At 32.2% G+C, this 16,770-nt stretch carries 16 protein-coding genes and 1 other annotated feature (1 of these 17 cut by a window edge); all 16 genes read right to left on the reverse strand.

Features of this window, described 5'->3' with window-relative positions; genetic code table 11:
• Positions 1 to 57, reverse strand: a binding site (T-box leader); it reaches 147 nt to the left of the window's first position.
• Between the two features lie 45 nt (positions 58 to 102).
• Positions 103 to 717 carry a TVP38/TMEM64 family protein gene (locus KQ51_RS08185; RefSeq protein WP_038471089.1) on the reverse strand — a complete coding sequence of 205 codons (615 nt, stop codon included), beginning with the start codon at positions 715 to 717 and terminating at the stop codon, positions 103 to 105.
• A 108-nt stretch (positions 718 to 825) separates the two neighbouring features.
• Positions 826 to 1,455: an orotate phosphoribosyltransferase gene (pyrE, locus tag KQ51_RS08190; RefSeq protein ID WP_038471091.1), complete on the reverse strand. Its 630-nt coding sequence runs from the start codon at positions 1,453 to 1,455 to the stop codon at positions 826 to 828.
• Positions 1,455 to 2,135, reverse strand: a complete 681-nt coding sequence (gene pyrF / locus KQ51_RS08195) for an orotidine-5'-phosphate decarboxylase (RefSeq protein WP_038471094.1) — start codon at positions 2,133 to 2,135, stop codon at positions 1,455 to 1,457. The genes pyrE and pyrF overlap by 1 nt, the downstream gene beginning before the upstream one ends.
• Positions 2,132 to 3,046, reverse strand: coding sequence for a dihydroorotate dehydrogenase (locus KQ51_RS08200; RefSeq protein ID WP_038471095.1), 915 nt, complete (start codon positions 3,044 to 3,046; stop codon positions 2,132 to 2,134). The genes pyrF and KQ51_RS08200 overlap by 4 nt, the downstream gene beginning before the upstream one ends.
• Positions 3,043 to 3,783 carry a dihydroorotate dehydrogenase electron transfer subunit gene (locus KQ51_RS08205; RefSeq protein ID WP_038471098.1) on the reverse strand — a complete coding sequence of 247 codons (741 nt, stop codon included), beginning with the start codon at positions 3,781 to 3,783 and terminating at the stop codon, positions 3,043 to 3,045. The genes KQ51_RS08200 and KQ51_RS08205 overlap by 4 nt, the downstream gene beginning before the upstream one ends.
• A complete protein-coding gene (locus KQ51_RS08210) occupies positions 3,776 to 5,053 on the reverse strand; it encodes a dihydroorotase (RefSeq protein ID WP_038471100.1) in 1,278 nt (425 codons plus the stop codon). The genes KQ51_RS08205 and KQ51_RS08210 overlap by 8 nt, the downstream gene beginning before the upstream one ends.
• Entirely contained in the window at positions 5,053 to 5,577 is a 525-nt protein-coding gene (pyrR, locus tag KQ51_RS08215; protein WP_038471102.1) for a bifunctional pyr operon transcriptional regulator/uracil phosphoribosyltransferase PyrR, read from the reverse strand. Before pyrR ends, KQ51_RS08210 begins: the two co-directional genes overlap by 1 nt.
• Positions 5,570 to 6,442 (reverse strand): aspartate carbamoyltransferase catalytic subunit, encoded by an 873-nt coding sequence (locus KQ51_RS08220; protein WP_038471104.1) that lies wholly within the window; start codon positions 6,440 to 6,442, stop codon positions 5,570 to 5,572. Before KQ51_RS08220 ends, pyrR begins: the two co-directional genes overlap by 8 nt.
• Positions 6,443 to 6,646: 204 nt before the next feature.
• Entirely contained in the window at positions 6,647 to 8,977 is a 2,331-nt protein-coding gene (gene recD2 / locus KQ51_RS08225) for an SF1B family DNA helicase RecD2 (protein WP_052609396.1), read from the reverse strand.
• A gap of 132 nt (positions 8,978 to 9,109) precedes the next feature.
• Entirely contained in the window at positions 9,110 to 9,679 is a 570-nt protein-coding gene (locus tag KQ51_RS08230) for a class I SAM-dependent methyltransferase (RefSeq protein ID WP_052609398.1), read from the reverse strand.
• A 22-nt stretch (positions 9,680 to 9,701) separates the two neighbouring features.
• Positions 9,702 to 10,163, reverse strand: coding sequence for a GNAT family N-acetyltransferase (locus KQ51_RS08235; protein ID WP_038471105.1), 462 nt, complete (start codon positions 10,161 to 10,163; stop codon positions 9,702 to 9,704).
• A gap of 13 nt (positions 10,164 to 10,176) precedes the next feature.
• Positions 10,177 to 11,430, reverse strand: coding sequence for an aminopeptidase P family protein (locus KQ51_RS08240; protein ID WP_038471108.1), 1,254 nt, complete (start codon positions 11,428 to 11,430; stop codon positions 10,177 to 10,179).
• A gap of 70 nt (positions 11,431 to 11,500) precedes the next feature.
• Positions 11,501 to 12,514, reverse strand: coding sequence for a type I glyceraldehyde-3-phosphate dehydrogenase (gene gap / locus KQ51_RS08245; protein WP_038471110.1), 1,014 nt, complete (start codon positions 12,512 to 12,514; stop codon positions 11,501 to 11,503).
• A 181-nt stretch (positions 12,515 to 12,695) separates the two neighbouring features.
• Positions 12,696 to 14,459 (reverse strand): peptide ABC transporter substrate-binding protein, encoded by a 1,764-nt coding sequence (locus KQ51_RS08250; RefSeq protein ID WP_038471111.1) that lies wholly within the window; start codon positions 14,457 to 14,459, stop codon positions 12,696 to 12,698.
• A gap of 46 nt (positions 14,460 to 14,505) precedes the next feature.
• Positions 14,506 to 15,654, reverse strand: a complete 1,149-nt coding sequence (locus KQ51_RS08255; RefSeq protein WP_038471113.1) for an ABC transporter ATP-binding protein — start codon at positions 15,652 to 15,654, stop codon at positions 14,506 to 14,508.
• Positions 15,654 to 16,769 carry an ABC transporter ATP-binding protein gene (locus KQ51_RS08260; protein ID WP_038471116.1) on the reverse strand — a complete coding sequence of 372 codons (1,116 nt, stop codon included), beginning with the start codon at positions 16,767 to 16,769 and terminating at the stop codon, positions 15,654 to 15,656. The genes KQ51_RS08255 and KQ51_RS08260 overlap by 1 nt, the downstream gene beginning before the upstream one ends.
• Position 16,770 lies beyond the last annotated feature (1 nt).

A 16,770-nucleotide genomic window follows, 5' to 3' on the forward strand; every position in this document is an offset into this window, starting at 1 on the left:
TCACTAAGTCTCTTTTAATGAATCATTTACTTACTCGTCTTCTATCATCGATTTCAAATTTATTATATAACTTTTGTCATATTTATGCAACTAATATATCAACTAAGCAATTTTTTTGTTTATCTTTTGTCCTACTACAATTCCTGCTATTACTATTGTCCCGAAGATTAGTAACCAAAGGACTTGAACTCCGCCTAATTCGCCTGATTCATAAAGGGTTATAAGTGTCATTCCAAATGGTAAACAGAAAATCAGCATCAAAAGTCTAGATATCAGTGTTACATATAAATATCTACCAAAAGAAACATTAGATAATCCCATCGAGTAATTAATCAAATATGCTGGACTTAGAGGAATCATCATCGAAAGGATATGGAGAATGGGATGGGTGTTTTCAATCCAATCTAAATATCTCATTACCTTTTTATATTTCTTAGGATTTATTTTGTCTTTAGAAGAGAAATAACGTAAGAATAAAAAGATTGTTATCGTCGCTGCAGTAGTCCCAATATATGTGAACAATATACCAAAAATTATTCCATAACTAAGGATATTAAATGATAACATCAAAAATAACGGAGCGATTGGAACAATTGTTTCAACATAGGGTAATCCTATGGCGGCAATAATACCTAAACTAGAATACAGTTCCTTTACGCTTTCAATAAACTCAATTAAATCTTGTACTGTAATTTCAATTGCAAGTAAATTTATCATGATTGATTACCACCTTATAAGCATGTCATATTTTAAAACCATCCTTAATAAATTATAGCATAGGAAATAAAAAAAGGCACCTCTATAAAAATATAGAGTGCCTTTTTTCTATTTCATCCAAGATTCGTCAGTTGGGTCTTGTTTCCATTTATCTAGTTTTGCTAAATCTTCTTCTTTGATGTAATCTTTTTCTAGAGCTACTTGTTTTAAAACATCATAATTACTTATTGTATGATACTCAGTATTATTTTCTTTAAATACTTTAGTAGCTTTTTTAAGATTATAGCTAAAAATTGCTACAACTCCTAATACTTCAAACTCTGCGGCTTTTAATGCATTAACAACTTTTACACAACTTCCACCGGTTGAAATTAAATCCTCAATAACAACAACTTTTGCCCCTTTTATTATTTTCCCTTCAATCGCATTACCTCGACCATGATCTTTACTTGAACTTCTTACATAACCCATAGGCAATGCAAGTAATTCAGATACTAAAGCAGCATGAGCAATTCCTGCTGTTGATGTACCCATAATGTATTCACATTGTGGGTATTTCTCTTTTACTTTTTCAGCAAGCGCAAATTCAATTATGTGTCTTGTTTTAGGATAAGACAACGTTAATCTATTATCACAATAGATTGGAGATTTAATTCCACTTGCCCAAGTAAATGGATCGTTAGGACGTAGGAATACAGCATTAATTTTCAATAATTCTTTAGCAATTATTTTTTCCATTATAAGAACTCCTTCAAACATTTTTCGTAAGCTTCTACAGGATTATCTGCTTTTGTGATACTTCTACCAACAACGATATAAGTACTCCCCAATTCTTTAGCTAATGCTGGAGTTGAAACACGGACTTGATCATCAGCATTATTACTACTAAATCTTATTCCTGGTGTCACACTTATTAATCCTAGTTCATTCATAATTGGTGCTTCTAAAGGTGAACATACTACACCAACTAATCCTGCTTTTTTAGTGTTTTTAGCATAGTGTTTAATAGTTTCATTCATTGGTGTATTTATTAATAGTTCATCTTTTAATGCTTCATCACTTGTTGAAGTAAGTTGTGTTACTGCTATCAAGATTGTACTACTACCAACTTCATCAATTGCTTTTTTAGCGTACTCCATCATTTTAACTCCACCACTTGCGTGGATGTTTGTTAATTCGACATCTAGTAAGGCAATATTTTTCATTGCTTTATAAACAGTTGTTGGAATATCGTGTAGTTTTAAATCTAAAAATATTTTATAACCTTTTTGTTTAAGTTCTTTAATTAATAATGGACCTTCTTTATAAAAGAGTTCCATTCCAATTTTTAGGAAAGGTCTTTTGTTTGGCATTTTATTTAAGAAACTGTTTAATTCCTCTTTATCTTTAAAATCACATGCGATAATTACATTTTTCATTTATGGCTCCATCCTATTATATCTTTTAGATTATTTATTTTTAGTTCCTTCATTACTTTGGGTAATTCTTCAATGATCTTTAGTGATGCATATGGATCAATTAAATTTGCTGTTCCAACTTGAACTGCTGTCGCACCTGCCATCATCATTTCAATGACGTCATACGCATTCATAATCCCACCCATTCCTATGATTGGAATACTGACAGTTTTATAAACTTCATGAACCATTTTTAATGCTACAGGTTTTATTGCAGGTCCGCTAAAACCTCCGTAAGTATTCGCTAAAACTGGTTTACCAGTTTTTAAGTTAATACGCATACCTACAAGGGTATTTATCATACTAATAGCATCGGCACCAGCATCTTCAACTGCTTTTGCAATTACTTTTATATCAGTAACATTTGGTGAGAGTTTTACATAGAGTGGTAAATCAGTAATTTCTTTTACTGCTTTTGTTAAATCATATGCTACTTTTGGGTCTGTCCCAAATGTCATTCCACCTTGTTTTACATTTGGACAACTAATATTTAGTTCTATTGCACCGACAATATCTGAAGTACTTATGATTTTACATGCTTCTAAGTATTCTTCTTTTGTGCTACCGCCGATATTAGCTATTACTTTCTTATTATAGACTTTTTTTAGTTTCTCTAACTCTATACCTAATACATCATTAACTCCCGGGTTTTGAAGACCGATAGCATTTAACATTCCGGCATAACTCTCAGCAATTCTTGGGGTAGGATTACCAAATTTTGAATTTAGAGTTGTTCCTTTGAAAGAAAAACTTCCTAAAACATTTATATCGTAAAATTCTGCAAATTCATAACCAAATCCAAATGTTCCAGAAGCTGGAATAATTGGATTATCCAGTTCTAAGCCTGGCAAGGTTGTTTTTAGATTTATCATATTATATATACCTCTTTTGATTCTAATACTGGACCTTCTTTACAGATTCTTTTATAAGAATCAATTGTTTTATGAGTACAACCCATACAAGCTCCAAAGCCACAACCCATTCTTTCTTCAAATGATAATTGTCCTTCATATCCTTCTTTTACTAATGCATGAAGCATTGGTTCAGGTCCACATGAATAATAATAATCAAATTCAATGTCTAGTTGCTTGATAACATCAACAACATTTCCTTTATAACCATAACTACCATCCATAGTGGCAATATATGTATTTTCGGCTAGTGCGTTAAAGACACTCTCTTTAAAGACATCATACTGGTTATTAAATCCTAATACTGCGTCAAATTTAATATTATTTTTCTTTAGTTCTAAGGCTACCCCAATTAGTGGTGGCACTCCTACTCCGCCACCTATTAAAAGAACTTTTTCATGTTCTTTTAATACTGTAAATCCATTACCTAGAGGTGATAGGATATCTAATACATCAAGGAATTTTTTCTTTGATAGACGATCCGTTCCTTCACCAAATACTTTATATATAATCGTTATTTCATTTTCCTTATATTTAGAAATGCTAATTGGTCTTCTTAGAAACGCTTGATATGAATCATCTATTTTAATGTTTAAGAATTGTCCTGGATTCGTAATCTTTTCAGTATTTCCAAATAATCTCATTTCATATGTTTTGTAGGCGATTAAAGTGTTACTTAATACTTTATAGTTACTCATAGAATACACCTTCTTCATAAACTATTTTTCCATCTACGATTGTCATAAGAGGCCAACCTTTACATACCCATTTATCAAATGGTGTGTTTTTCCCTTTTGATACAAAATCGTTTTTATTAATTTCTTTTTCTGTGTGGAGATCAATAATTGTTATATCAGCAACTCTTCCTTCTAGTAATTTCCCATATCCTAAATTTAGTCTTTTTGCTGGATTATAACTAAACCATTTAACAATATCATGCAATGAAGCTATTCCTGATTCAACAAAATTGGTATAAATTAATGGAAATGCTGTTTCTAAACCAACTATTCCAAAAGGTGCTTCTTTTAATCCTTTTTGTTTTTCATCTTCTGTATGAGGGGCGTGGTCTGTTGAAATCATATCGATTGTTCCATCTAGTAACCCACTTATTAGTGCGTATTTATCTTTTAGTTCTCGAACCGGAGGATTCATTTTTGTATTACCATCTAGAACATCATTTTCAGTTAAGAGCAGATGGTGAGGGGTTACTTCACAAGTAACATTAACTCCTCTTTTTTTTGCATCTCTAACAATTCTTACGCCTTCTTTTGTAGATATGTGACAAACATGATATTTAGCTTTTGTTTCTTCAGCTATCAAAGTATCACGAGCTATTTGGATTGATTCACTTAAGGAAGTGATACCATCCCAACCTTCTCGTACTGCCTTATTTCCTTTATGAACATATCCTCCAAAGAGGATTTCTTCATCTTCGCAGTGTGCGGCGATTAACGTTTCATGGAGATGTGCTAGATGCATAGCGTCATACATTTGTCTTGTTGATTGGATTCCATATCCATCATTTGAAAAACCACAAACTTTGTTTTTCATTTGATCCATATCAACAAGGGGACTGAAGTTATTTTGTCCTTCTGTTATTGTTGCGTATGGTAATACCTTTATTAATGCTTTTTCATTAATAAGGTCTAGAATATGGTTTAGTGTTTTAATATTATCAGGAGCTGGTTTTGTATTCGGCATAGCGCAAACTAGACTATATCCACCTTTAGCTGCTGCTTTTGTTCCTGTTAATATTGTTTCTTTATTCTCATATCCAGGTTCCCTTAAATGAACATGCATATCGATAAGCCCTGGTGAAATAAATAAGTTTTCACAATCTATTATTTTATGATTATCTTCAAGGATGTCTTCATCAATTCTACTGATGATATCACCTTCAATTAAGATATCTTTTCTTTCTAATTCTTTTTTAATTAATACTTGTCCGTTTTTTAATAGTATTCCCATTATTTTATGATTTCTACTTTATCTTGTCCCTTTAAGTCTGTGACTGTTACTTTGACAAGTTCATCACTTGATGTAGGAATGTTCTTTCCAATAAAATTAGCTCTAATTGGTAACTGACGATGACCTCTATCTACTAATACAGCAAGTTCAATTTTACTTGGTCTTCCAAGATCGATAATAGCATCCATCGCTGCTCGTACTGTTCTTCCTGTGTATAGAACATCATCAACAAGTATTACGATTTTATCTGTTAGGTCTGATTTGACATATTCTTTGTTTATTGATTTAGGGATATCACTTTCAATATCATCACGATATGGGGTGATATCGATCTCGTATGTTTCTAAGTTAACCCCTTCAATCTTCAAAATGTTTTCTTGAATTATTGAAGCGATGATAACACCTTTTTTTCTTATTCCCAATAATACAACATTATTTAGTTGTTCATTTTGTTCAATGATTTCATAAGCTAATCGTCGTAAAGTTCTTTTCATTGTTTCATTATCAATAATGATTTTACTCATAATCAAACACCCACTTTAGGACAGCCATTCTTGTGTAAACACCATTTGTCATTTGTTTAAAGATTCTCGATTTATAGCATTCAACTACGTCATCATCTATTTCGGTTTTTCGGTTAAATGGTGCTGGATGCATGATGATTGCATGGTCTTTCATTTTAGCAACCTTGTCCATTGTTAAACCATAATCAGCTAGATACTCTTCTTTTGATAACTGGATTTCATAACCATGTCGTTCGTACTGAACACGTAATAACATAATTATATCCATTTCTTCGATTGCCTGATTAAATTCTATGTGTTCCCCGCTACCATCATCAAATTCTTTAGGTCCAGTAATATAAACTTTCATACCGAGACGTTCCATTACTTTGATGTTTGTGTGAGCTACTCGGGAATGTCTAATATCACCAACAATTGCAATTTTTAGATCTTTAAATTTACCGTATTCTTCATAAATTGTCATTAAGTCTAACAAACTTTGTGTTGGGTGATTCCCTGTTCCGTCTCCACCATTCATTAATGGTACATTGATACCATCTAGTTGTTTGAAGTAATTGTTTTGGGGATGTCTTATTACCATTGAATCAAATCCTAGTGCTTCAAATGTTCTAATTGTGTCATAAAGGCTTTCCCCTTTTTTTACGCTTGATGAAGCCGCATTAAAGTTTGTGTCAATCATACCTAGGTTTTGTTCTGCTGCAATAAAACTGTAATGTGTTCTTGTTGAGTTTTCAAAGAATAAGTTTACTACTTTTTTTCCTTGTAATTCCTTGTAGTCTTTACCGTTTTTAAATTCAACGGCTGATTCTATAATTTCTGTAATGTCTAAAACTGATAATTCTTCTAACGAAAATAGATTTTTCATAAATCCTCCTTATGATATAAAAAAATTCTTCCAGTTCTAGACCAGAAGAATTTATAAAAGTTAGATTTATGTTCTTGTAAAAAAGCAATTTCCTCGGAAATCAAACATAAACTTTTACACGCCTCTCTGGACTAGTTTAAAAAGTCACTTTTATTGTAATTTATATATTTCCTTTTTACAATAGATATTTAAAATTAATTGGAATTAATCTTCCATAAATGAGTATGGGGTAATTCCCTCTTCTAAATTTTCACCCAAAGTTTCAAAAGGAATGGTTGGATCTTTAATATACTTTTCAGTTTTCTTTGTTATTATTGGTGCTTTTTCTAAAATCTTGTTTGCAATTAGATCTTTTAAGACACTTTGTCGTTCTGCTTCTATTCTTTCAACACCATAGCGGAATGCATTCAAATCTCCCATAAGAATGAGTTTCTGTTTTGCACGAGTTACACCTGTATAAATTAGTTTACGCTTAAGCATGATAGAATAACTTCTAAATAACGGCATAATTACTACTTTGTATTCGCTACCTTGTGATTTATGGATGCTCATAGCAAATGCGTGTTTAAGATTTATTAAATCTCCTTTTTTATAAGCAACCTCGATTCCGAAGAAATCGACTATCAAAATCTCTTCACTTGTAATCCCAATAACAATCCCTTGATCACCATTCATAATTTGGTCTTCAATTTGATTTGTTAGTTGTATTACTTTATCACCTATTCTAAATTCTCTATCACCATGAACGATCGCTTTTTCAGTATTTTGGTTAAATTCTTTTTGAATCAATCTATTTACACTATCAATTCCTGTACTACCGCGATACATCGGAATTAATATTTGAATATCTTCGTAGAGATCATATCCTTGATTAATCAGATAGTTAATACTACTGATTAATCTAGTTTGAAAGTGTATGGATTTTTCTTCAACAAACATTCTATCCTCATAGACATTTAAAATGTCCCCAGGTATTGATTCAGTGTTTATACTATGGGCTAACGCAATAATATTAGAATCGTTAGCTTGACGGTGAATTGTTTTTAATCTTGTATAATCAATCATATCACTATCGATTAAATCTTTTAAGATTTGTCCTGGTCCAACACTTGGCAATTGATCCTCATCACCAACAATGATAAGTTTTGTTTCCTTAGGAATTGCTTGTAATAACTGTGAAGCTAAAAATACATCAATCATTGATGCTTCATCAACGATGATTACTTGTGCATCAACTAAGTTATCTTTATTATGAATAAACTTACCGTCATATGAATAACCTAAGAAACGATGAATCGTTTCAGCGTGGAGACTAGTTGTTTCATTCATTCTTTTAGCAGCTCTACCTGTTGGGGCAATAAGTTTTACTTCAAATAAAGTATTATTGTACTCAATCGGTATTTGATGATATTTAGCGTAAACAAAGACTAAACCTTTAATAACTGTAGTTTTCCCTGTACCTGGACCTCCAGTTAAAATAAAGATATTTGCTTTTAAAGCTCTTAGAATTGATTTCTTTTGTAAATTAGTATATTCAATATCATGAATTCCTTCATATAGTTTAATTAACTCTAATACTTTGTTTTCGTCTATCTCTTCTTGTTCATAATTACTTAATTCCTTAATTTTTTCTGTAATATTTTGCTCTGCATAATTTATTGTTTTTAGTTTAATAATGTTATCTTCAATAGTAAAGAATCCATCATCTACTAATTCATCAATATATTCTTTAATCGTTGATTCTTGAACTAACTCTTTTGTTTTGTTAAGTGCTTTGATTAAATATTCTAGTAATTGATCATAATATAAGAACGTATGACCATAATTAATCCCCATTAAATTATATAGGAAAATAATCATTGCTTTTATTCTTAACGGATCATCATCTTTGAATCCTAACTTCTTAGCAATTTGATCTGCTCTTTCAAATCCAATACCTTCAATATCGTATATTAGTTGGTACGGATTACTCTCGATAATCGCAATTGTTTCGTTTTGATAAAACTTATATATCTTGATTGCCATTTTTGGAGTGATTCCGTATCCATACAACTTGATTAAAGTATTCTCTGCGGCTTTATTTTCTACAAGTCCATCGTAGATAACATCAATTAGTTTATCTGATAACTTGGGAACTCCATTTAAAACTGCTTTGTCTTCAATTACCATTTTGATAAGGTTAGCACCAAGTTTAGTTACTATGTTTTGAGCCGTCTTTATCCCGACTCCCTTAAATAAATCACTTGCTAGATATTCAATTAACCCTGGAATTGAAGTGTCGCTTAACTTTTCAAAATTGTTGACCACATATTGCATTCCATAGCGATTATGTTCTTTGAATTCTCCAAAGAATTTTATTTCTTCTCCGCGCATCGGTTGGGGAAAATATCCAGTGACTGTGACATAATCAAAATCATCATAAGCAAAAAGTCCCATTTTTTCAGTGGCATCAGTTACTTTGATTTTAATAATTGTGTATGAATTATCATCATTATGATAGATAATTGCTTTTACTTTTCCTTGTATAAAGTCCATTTAAATCACCTACCTAATTATAGCATAATTTCACTTCAAATTAGTTGATAAATAACATTAAATTATTACCTATAAAAAAATAGTAACGACCAATCTAAGTCGTTACTATCAATTACTATTATGTAAGTATCATTATTGAATTATTGCTTCACCATATACAAATGCGGTGTTCATAAATTTTGATGAATTTATTACCTTAAATCCATTAGCAAGAAGTGAAGATTCGTAGTCTCTGTTTAGATTACAACCTGAAGCAATCCTTCTCCATGCGGGATTAACAAAATTAAATAAACCTTTATAGCCCTTTTTCTCAGGCAAGATATGCTCAATGAACATAATTGTTCCTGTCGGTTTAAGAACTCGTTTTAGTTCTTGGATTCCTTTATTTACATCAGAGACACTGCAAAATACCAAAGTGTGAATAATATAATCAAAAGAATTGTCTAAGAAAGGTAATTCTTCAACATTGACTTCTATTAGTTCTATACCAGTAGAAGCAATTTGTCTAATCTTCTTACTTAGTTTTTTATCAGTCATAGTGAGTTTATCAACGGCATCAAAGTTATAGTATTTTATATTAACTCCTGTACCTGAACCTATTTCTAATATGGTTCCCTTAGCTTTTGGAATTAATTCTTTTCTAGCTTTTATGATGCCACTTTTTTCTAAGGGTATCATGAATAGATCATATAATGAAATCATTTTGCCACCCCTATTATAATATTTAAATCATCTTCATCATAATTTGACAAGGATTAAACTTGTCAAAAATATCATCATTTTGATAGAAATCAATGAAGTTCATTTTAAGATAGAAATTTCTAGTTTGTAAGTACTCTTTGTTTTGCACTTTTTCTGCAAGAGTGAGAACCATTAAGTACTTATAGTTCTTATTTCTTGCGTACTTATTTACGTATTCTTGTAGAAGAGTTCCTATTCCTTGATTATGATATTTCTTTAGTATTCCAAGAACATACATTTCAAGCACATCCTTATTCTCTTCTCGTAAAGAATAAAAACCAATAGCTTCATCATTATTATACGCAGCTATAAATGGGTACTTAATTACATTAGATACATACTCTTTTGTCGATTCTTCTATCCCAAACCATTCAGGTAAATTCAAAAGAATTTTCGATGCAATTTTCTGTTTCTCATCATTATTCTCAATAACTTTTATATTCATATATTTTCCTTTACTATCTCATAAATCTTTCTATATCATCTACTTCTTTAATAATATCATCACTTAAGTTAATGCATCCATTCTTAGTAACTAACACATCATCTTCAATGCGGATTCCAATTTCCTCTTCTTTAATATATAGACCTGGTTCAATAGTAAGTACCATACCTTCTTGAATAGTTACTCCGTATTGTCCAACATCATGAACGTCTAAACCTAAGAAATGACCAATGCTGTGATAATAATATTTAGAAATTTCTTCGTCTTCTATAATTAATTCGATTCTTTTGCATTCAGTGATTAAGATGTTTTTCGCAAAATCATTTAACTCTTTCCAGGTTAAGCCTGGTTTCACAAAATTGATCGTTTCTTTGTTTGTTTTTAAGACGATTTCATACAACTCTTTTTGGCGATCTGAGAATTCTCCGCTACTAGGAAAAGTACGGGAAATATCAGCACTATACTCATCCCATTCAGCACCTAAATCACAAAGAATAAGTGAGTTCTTTTCAATTCTTTGATTGTTGTCTTCATAATGAAGAATTGTCGCATTTTTACCTGAAGCTAAAATTGTATCAAACCCAACTTTTCTAGTTCCGTTCAAGGTTATTTCATGCATAAAATCTGCTTCAACTTGGTTTTCGTAGTAACGATGTTCAACTTCCTTCATCATTCTCTTAATACCTTCGTTAGTGATTCTAATGGCTTTTTTAAGATCATCTATTTCATATTTATTTTTAAACATTCTTAAATAACTTGTATGTTCATTAAGATTCTTTACTTGTAATTCTGGGTACTTATCAATGAACTTTTTATATTCTTTATAAGCTAAAGGGTCGTGTTTAGTTGAAGGTCTAAACATATCTAAGTACATTACATTTGGTGGTAATATATTGTTTCCTCTAGTATAGGTCATAATTTTGTTTACGAATTTCTCTAGAACTGGATTAAACATTATGTTTTTAATGTCTATCTCAGAAACCGTACTTGCCTCTTCTTTGGAGATTTTTTCTCCAACCCATTGTTTCATGAATTTAGTTGTTTCATCAATAAATAAGAAAGATTTACTTTCTTTCTTTGTTTTTATTAACATCAATGTACAATTTGATTCTTTAACTCCTGTTAGATAGAAAAAGTTCTTAGAAACTAGGAATGGATAAAACTGATCAGTTGTACGGTGTGGTGCGTTTCCGCTATGAAGTAGTAATACACTGTCTTCGTCTAATTGTTCAAATAATCTATTTCTATTTATTAAAAATGGATTCATAATGTTCACCTCTTCTAAATTATACCATATTTAAATAAAAAAAAGACTTCCAAGGAAGTCTTTTTAGTTGTTATTTCAAGCTAGAAGCTAAATGAGCAATAGTACGAACCATTTGAGCAGTATAACTCATTTCGTTATCATACCATGTTACTACTTTAACCATTTGTTTTCCGTCTACTTCCATTACTTTAGTTAATTGTGAATCAAATAATGAACCGTATTCGATTCCAATTGTATCTGATGATACGATTGGATCTTCAGTGTAACCTAAAGTTTCGTTTGAAGCAGCTTTCATTGCAGCGTTTACTTCTTCAACTGTAACGTTTTTAGCTAATTCAACAGTTAAATCTACACAACTACCTGTAGGAGTTGGAACACGTAATGCATAACCATCAAGTTTTCCGTTTAACTCAGGTAATACTTTACCAACAGCAACAGCAGCACCTGTACTTGTAGGTACGATGTTTTCTGCAGCAGCACGTCCACGACGTGAGTTAATTCCTTTAGGATGTGGAGCATCTAAAGTGTTTTGAGCGTTAGTATAAGCATGAACTGTAGTCATGAATCCTTTTACTAATCCAAAACTATCATTTAATACTTTTACAACTGGAGCTAAACAGTTAGTAGTACATGAAGCACCACTTACTACAGTTTCAGTTCCGTCTAAGATTTCATGGTTAACATTGTAAACAATAGTTTTCATGTCACCTTTTGCTGGAGCTGAGATTACTACTTTTTGAGCTCCTGCTTTAATGTGTTTTTCGGCACCTTCTAAAGAAGTAAAGAATCCAGTACATTCTAATACTACTTCTACACCAAGTTTACCCCAAGGTAATAATTCAGGATCTCTTTGTGCATAAACTTTGACAGGATTCCCGTCAACTACGATTGAATCTCCATCAACTGAAATACTATCACTTTTGTATTTCCCTTGTGCTGTATCATATTTAAGTAAGTAAGCAAGTGTTTCTGCGTCTGTTAAATCGTTTAATGCAACGATTTCAAAATCAGGATTTTCGTTCATTAGTCTAAATGCTAAACGACCAATACGTCCGAATCCATTAATAGCAACTTTAATAGCCATAATAATTCCTCCAAATATTTTATTTTTAATATCAAGTATATTATAAATGTTTTAATTTGAAATTACAACTAATAAGGGCTCTAGTAAAAACGCTTTCTTACATTCGCACATTATTTCAGGGATAAAACATAAAAAAAAGTAGGTGCTTTAAAAGCAACCTACTTAATTTATTAAAATTTAATTACTCAGGTCTATCAACTTGAGCTGTTGAGAAATCTACTCCACCTAATACTGAACGTCCCCAACCAGTTACGTAAGATTTTACTAACCATTGGTCGTTATAGTGATAGATAGGGATTACTGGCATATCTGCCATGAATAATGCATGTGCATCGTATAAAGCAGAGAAGTGAGCTGCAGCTGTAGTAGCTGAAGACGCTTCTAATAATTTTGCTTCAAATGCAGCATTATCATAATCAGGATCATTGTATGCGTTACCTTGTGTAAAGATACCAATCATACCAGAAGGATCCATAAAGTCAGTTAACCAACCACCACGTGCCATATCGAAGTTACCAGCAGTTCTAGTAGCTTGGAATAAGCTCCATGCTTCATTAGCTAAGTTAATGTCAAATCCTAAGTTTTCTGACCACATACCTTGAATTAATACAGCAACAGTTTCATGTCCGTCTGAAGTATTATAACGGTATTCTTTTGTTCCTAATTCAGCTTGCAATTCAGCAACTGTCATATCTAAATCAGCTGCAGCTGCAGCAAAGTAATCAACAGCAATTGCATATGAACCATCATCAGTTACGATATCAGAATCATTTTTTGCAGTATCATAGAAATCTGCTCCAGTATCATCTTGGAAACCAGGAGGGATAAATCCACCAGCAGGTACTTGTCCAGCACCTAAAGCTGCTGTAATTTCATCACGATCAATTGATAAAGCTAAAGCTTGACGTAAATTATCATTACAGAATATTTCATTATCTCTATCACCGATGTCTCTATTTCCACCGTCTTCACAACCAGAAAGGTTGAAGTTGATGTAATAAGTTCCTAATGATGCGAAAATATGGAATTCTTCAGAAGTAGCGATTAAGCCAGGAATTTCTGCAGTTGGTACACTAGGAATAATATCTAATTCACCAGCATAGTATTTTGCATAAGCAGTTGTAGCTAAATCAATAAATTCAGCTTCAATTACATCAATACCAACATTTTCTGCGTTCCAATATTCTTCATTTTTTGTTAATTGTAGGCTTTCTCCAATTTTATAATCAGTTAAAACGAAAGGACCGTTACTAACTGCTAATTCAGGATTTTTTGCCCATGCACCTTCACCATCTGTAGTTGCACCAACTGGTACAGGTAAGAAGTGATAGAATGACATTAATGATACAAACCAGTTAGTAGGAGCGATTAATTTAACTTCTAATTTAGCTCCACCGTCTAATGATTTGATTCCAACAGCTGCAGCTAAAGTATCTAATCTAGCATCAAATTCAGCATCAGTTTCAAGTTTGATATCATCAGTATCGTCGTCAGGTGTATCATTATCATCGATGTCTTGTACAGCACTACTATATGCGTCTGAACCAACAACATTTGTATAATGCCATATCCATGAATATTCACTTGCACTACGAGGATCCATACCACGTAACCATGAACGTACAAAGTCGTCTGCGTCTAATTCTGTTCCGTCAGACCATTTTGCATCTTCACGAATTGTGAAAGTTACTGTCATACCATCTGCTGTAGTAACCCATTCAGTTGCCATACCTGGGAATACTTCACCATTTTTTTCTCTAACTAGACCTTCAAAGGTATTGTTAATAACATCTCCACCATCACTAGCACCATTTAGACCTGGGTCTAATGTTCTAGGGTCAGCACCGATGTTCCAGTTTAGCACTACTCCTTCTCCATCGCCAGTACATGCGCTAAGAGTTACCACTAAGAAGAATGCAACAAATAAAACTAATAATTTTTTCATAAAACTCCTCCATCTTTTTATTTAATAACATAGTTTCCTATGGTTATTACAATTTATTTATTTCTTTTACTAAGTGACAAGCCACATATCGACTTGGTTTCACTTCTTCAATAACTGGGTCTTTTTGGAAACAGATATCTTTTGCATAACGACAACGCGATGCAAATCGACAACCCGGTTTTGGATTTACTGGTGATGGAACATCTCCTTCTAAGATGATTCTATCACTATTTCTATTTGCTTCAGGATCTGGTAATGGAATTGATGATAATAGTGACTTAGTATAAGGATGTAAAGGTTCAGCATATAATGGGTCACTTTCAGCAACTTCCATTAATTTACCTAAATACATAACACCAATACGGCTACTAATATACTTAACCATTGATAAATCATGAGCAATAAACAAGTAAGTTAATCCTAATTTATTTTGTAAGTCTTCTAACATGTTTACAACTTGCGCTTGAATTGAAACGTCAAGTGCACTAATTGGTTCATCGCAAATAATTAACTTTGGATCAACTGCAAGTGCTCTAGCGATTCCGATTCTTTGACGTTGTCCACCACTAAATTCATGAGGATAACGAGACGCATGTTCACGTTTTAACCCTACTGTTTCCAATAACGAATAAACTCTTTCACTGATTGCGTCACCTTCAAGTAATTTATGTGTTTTAATACCTTCAGCGACAATTTCAGAAACAGTCATTCTTGGATTAAGTGACGCATATGGATCTTGGAAAATCATTTGAATGTCACCAGGATCATGAGTTGCTTCTTTAGATAGATGTTTTGCATCTCTCAATTTAACTTTTAACTCAGATATTATTTCATTCATTTCATTTCGTAATTCATCTTGGGCACTTTTATCTTCCGTTGCCTTAATTCTACTTTTAAAATCTTTTGAAACTTCTTTTATTTCCTCTTTGATGTCACCAAATCCCATACTGATCAACTTATCTTCAAAATAAACAGAACCTGCAGTATTTTTATATAAGTTGATGATTGTACGCCCAGTTGTAGATTTCCCACAACCAGATTCTCCAACTAATCCAAATGTTTCACCTTTGAATATATGGAAATCAATGCCATCAACAGCATGAACTTTTTTCTCGTTTCCACCAAAGAAATCACGACTTAATAGAAAGTGTTTCTTTAAATTCTTAACACGTAATAATACTTCTTTTTCAGCCATTATTCAGCACCCCCACTTTTAGTAAATCCTTTAACTACAGGAGCATTCGGATCTTGTAACCAACAAGCAGAAACTTGTGTGTCACTGATTTTGTATAATGGAGCCGCTTCTTGTAAACAAACTTCCATAGCATGTTCACAACGAGGGCTGAATGGACAACCTTTTGGAGGACTTAGTAAGTCCGGTGGTGATCCATCAATTGGCACTAATCTTTCTTTTTGTCCAACGATATCTTTTGGAATTGATTGATGTAATCCTTTTGTATATGGATGTTGTGCATTATAGAAAATTTCTTCAACTGTTCCTTTTTCCATAACCATTCCACCGTACATTACCACTACATCTTGACAAATCTCAGCAATTACTCCTAAATCATGAGTAATAAAGATTATTGAAGTTCCAAGATTTTTTTGGATATCTTTTAGTAAATCCAGAATTTGTGCTTGGATTGTAACGTCTAAAGCAGTCGTTGGTTCATCTGCAATTAATAGTTTTGGTTCACAAGATAACGCCATAGCTATTAATGCACGTTGTCTCATCCCACCACTAAATTGATGCGGATATTGGCCAATTCTTTCTTCAGGTTCTGGAATACCCACTAAAGTTAAATAATTGATTGCTCTATCAAATGCTTCTTGCTTGTTAAAAGGACGTGTAATTCCTTTTTCAATATCTTCAAGCTCTTTAGCTTTTTTGCTTTCATTTGTGATTAATTTTGCTTCTTCTAAAGCTTGTTCTTTTGGTATTTTCATATGGCGTCTAATAACTTCAACCATTTGATTTTCAATTGTATAAACTGGGTTTAAAGATGTCATCGGATCTTGGAAGATCATTGAAATTTCTGAACCTCTTAATTCTTGCATTTCAGATTCTGATAATGTTGTTAAATCGACACCATCAAAGATTACTTCACCATTTTTGATTTTACCTGGTGATTCAATTAAGCGGATAATTGATAAACTTGTTACACTTTTACCACTACCACTTTCTCCTACGATTCCTAAAACTCCACCTTTGTTAAGTCCATAAGTTACACCACGTACCGCTTTAACTTCACCTAAATGAGTAAAGAATGATGTTTCTAAATTGTTTAATTGTAGTATTTTTTCACTCATA

The sequence above is a fragment of the Candidatus Izimaplasma bacterium HR1 genome (genome assembly GCA_000755705.1).
In the GTDB taxonomy this organism is placed as follows: Bacteria; Bacillota_I; Bacilli_A; order Izemoplasmatales; family Izemoplasmataceae; genus Xianfuyuplasma.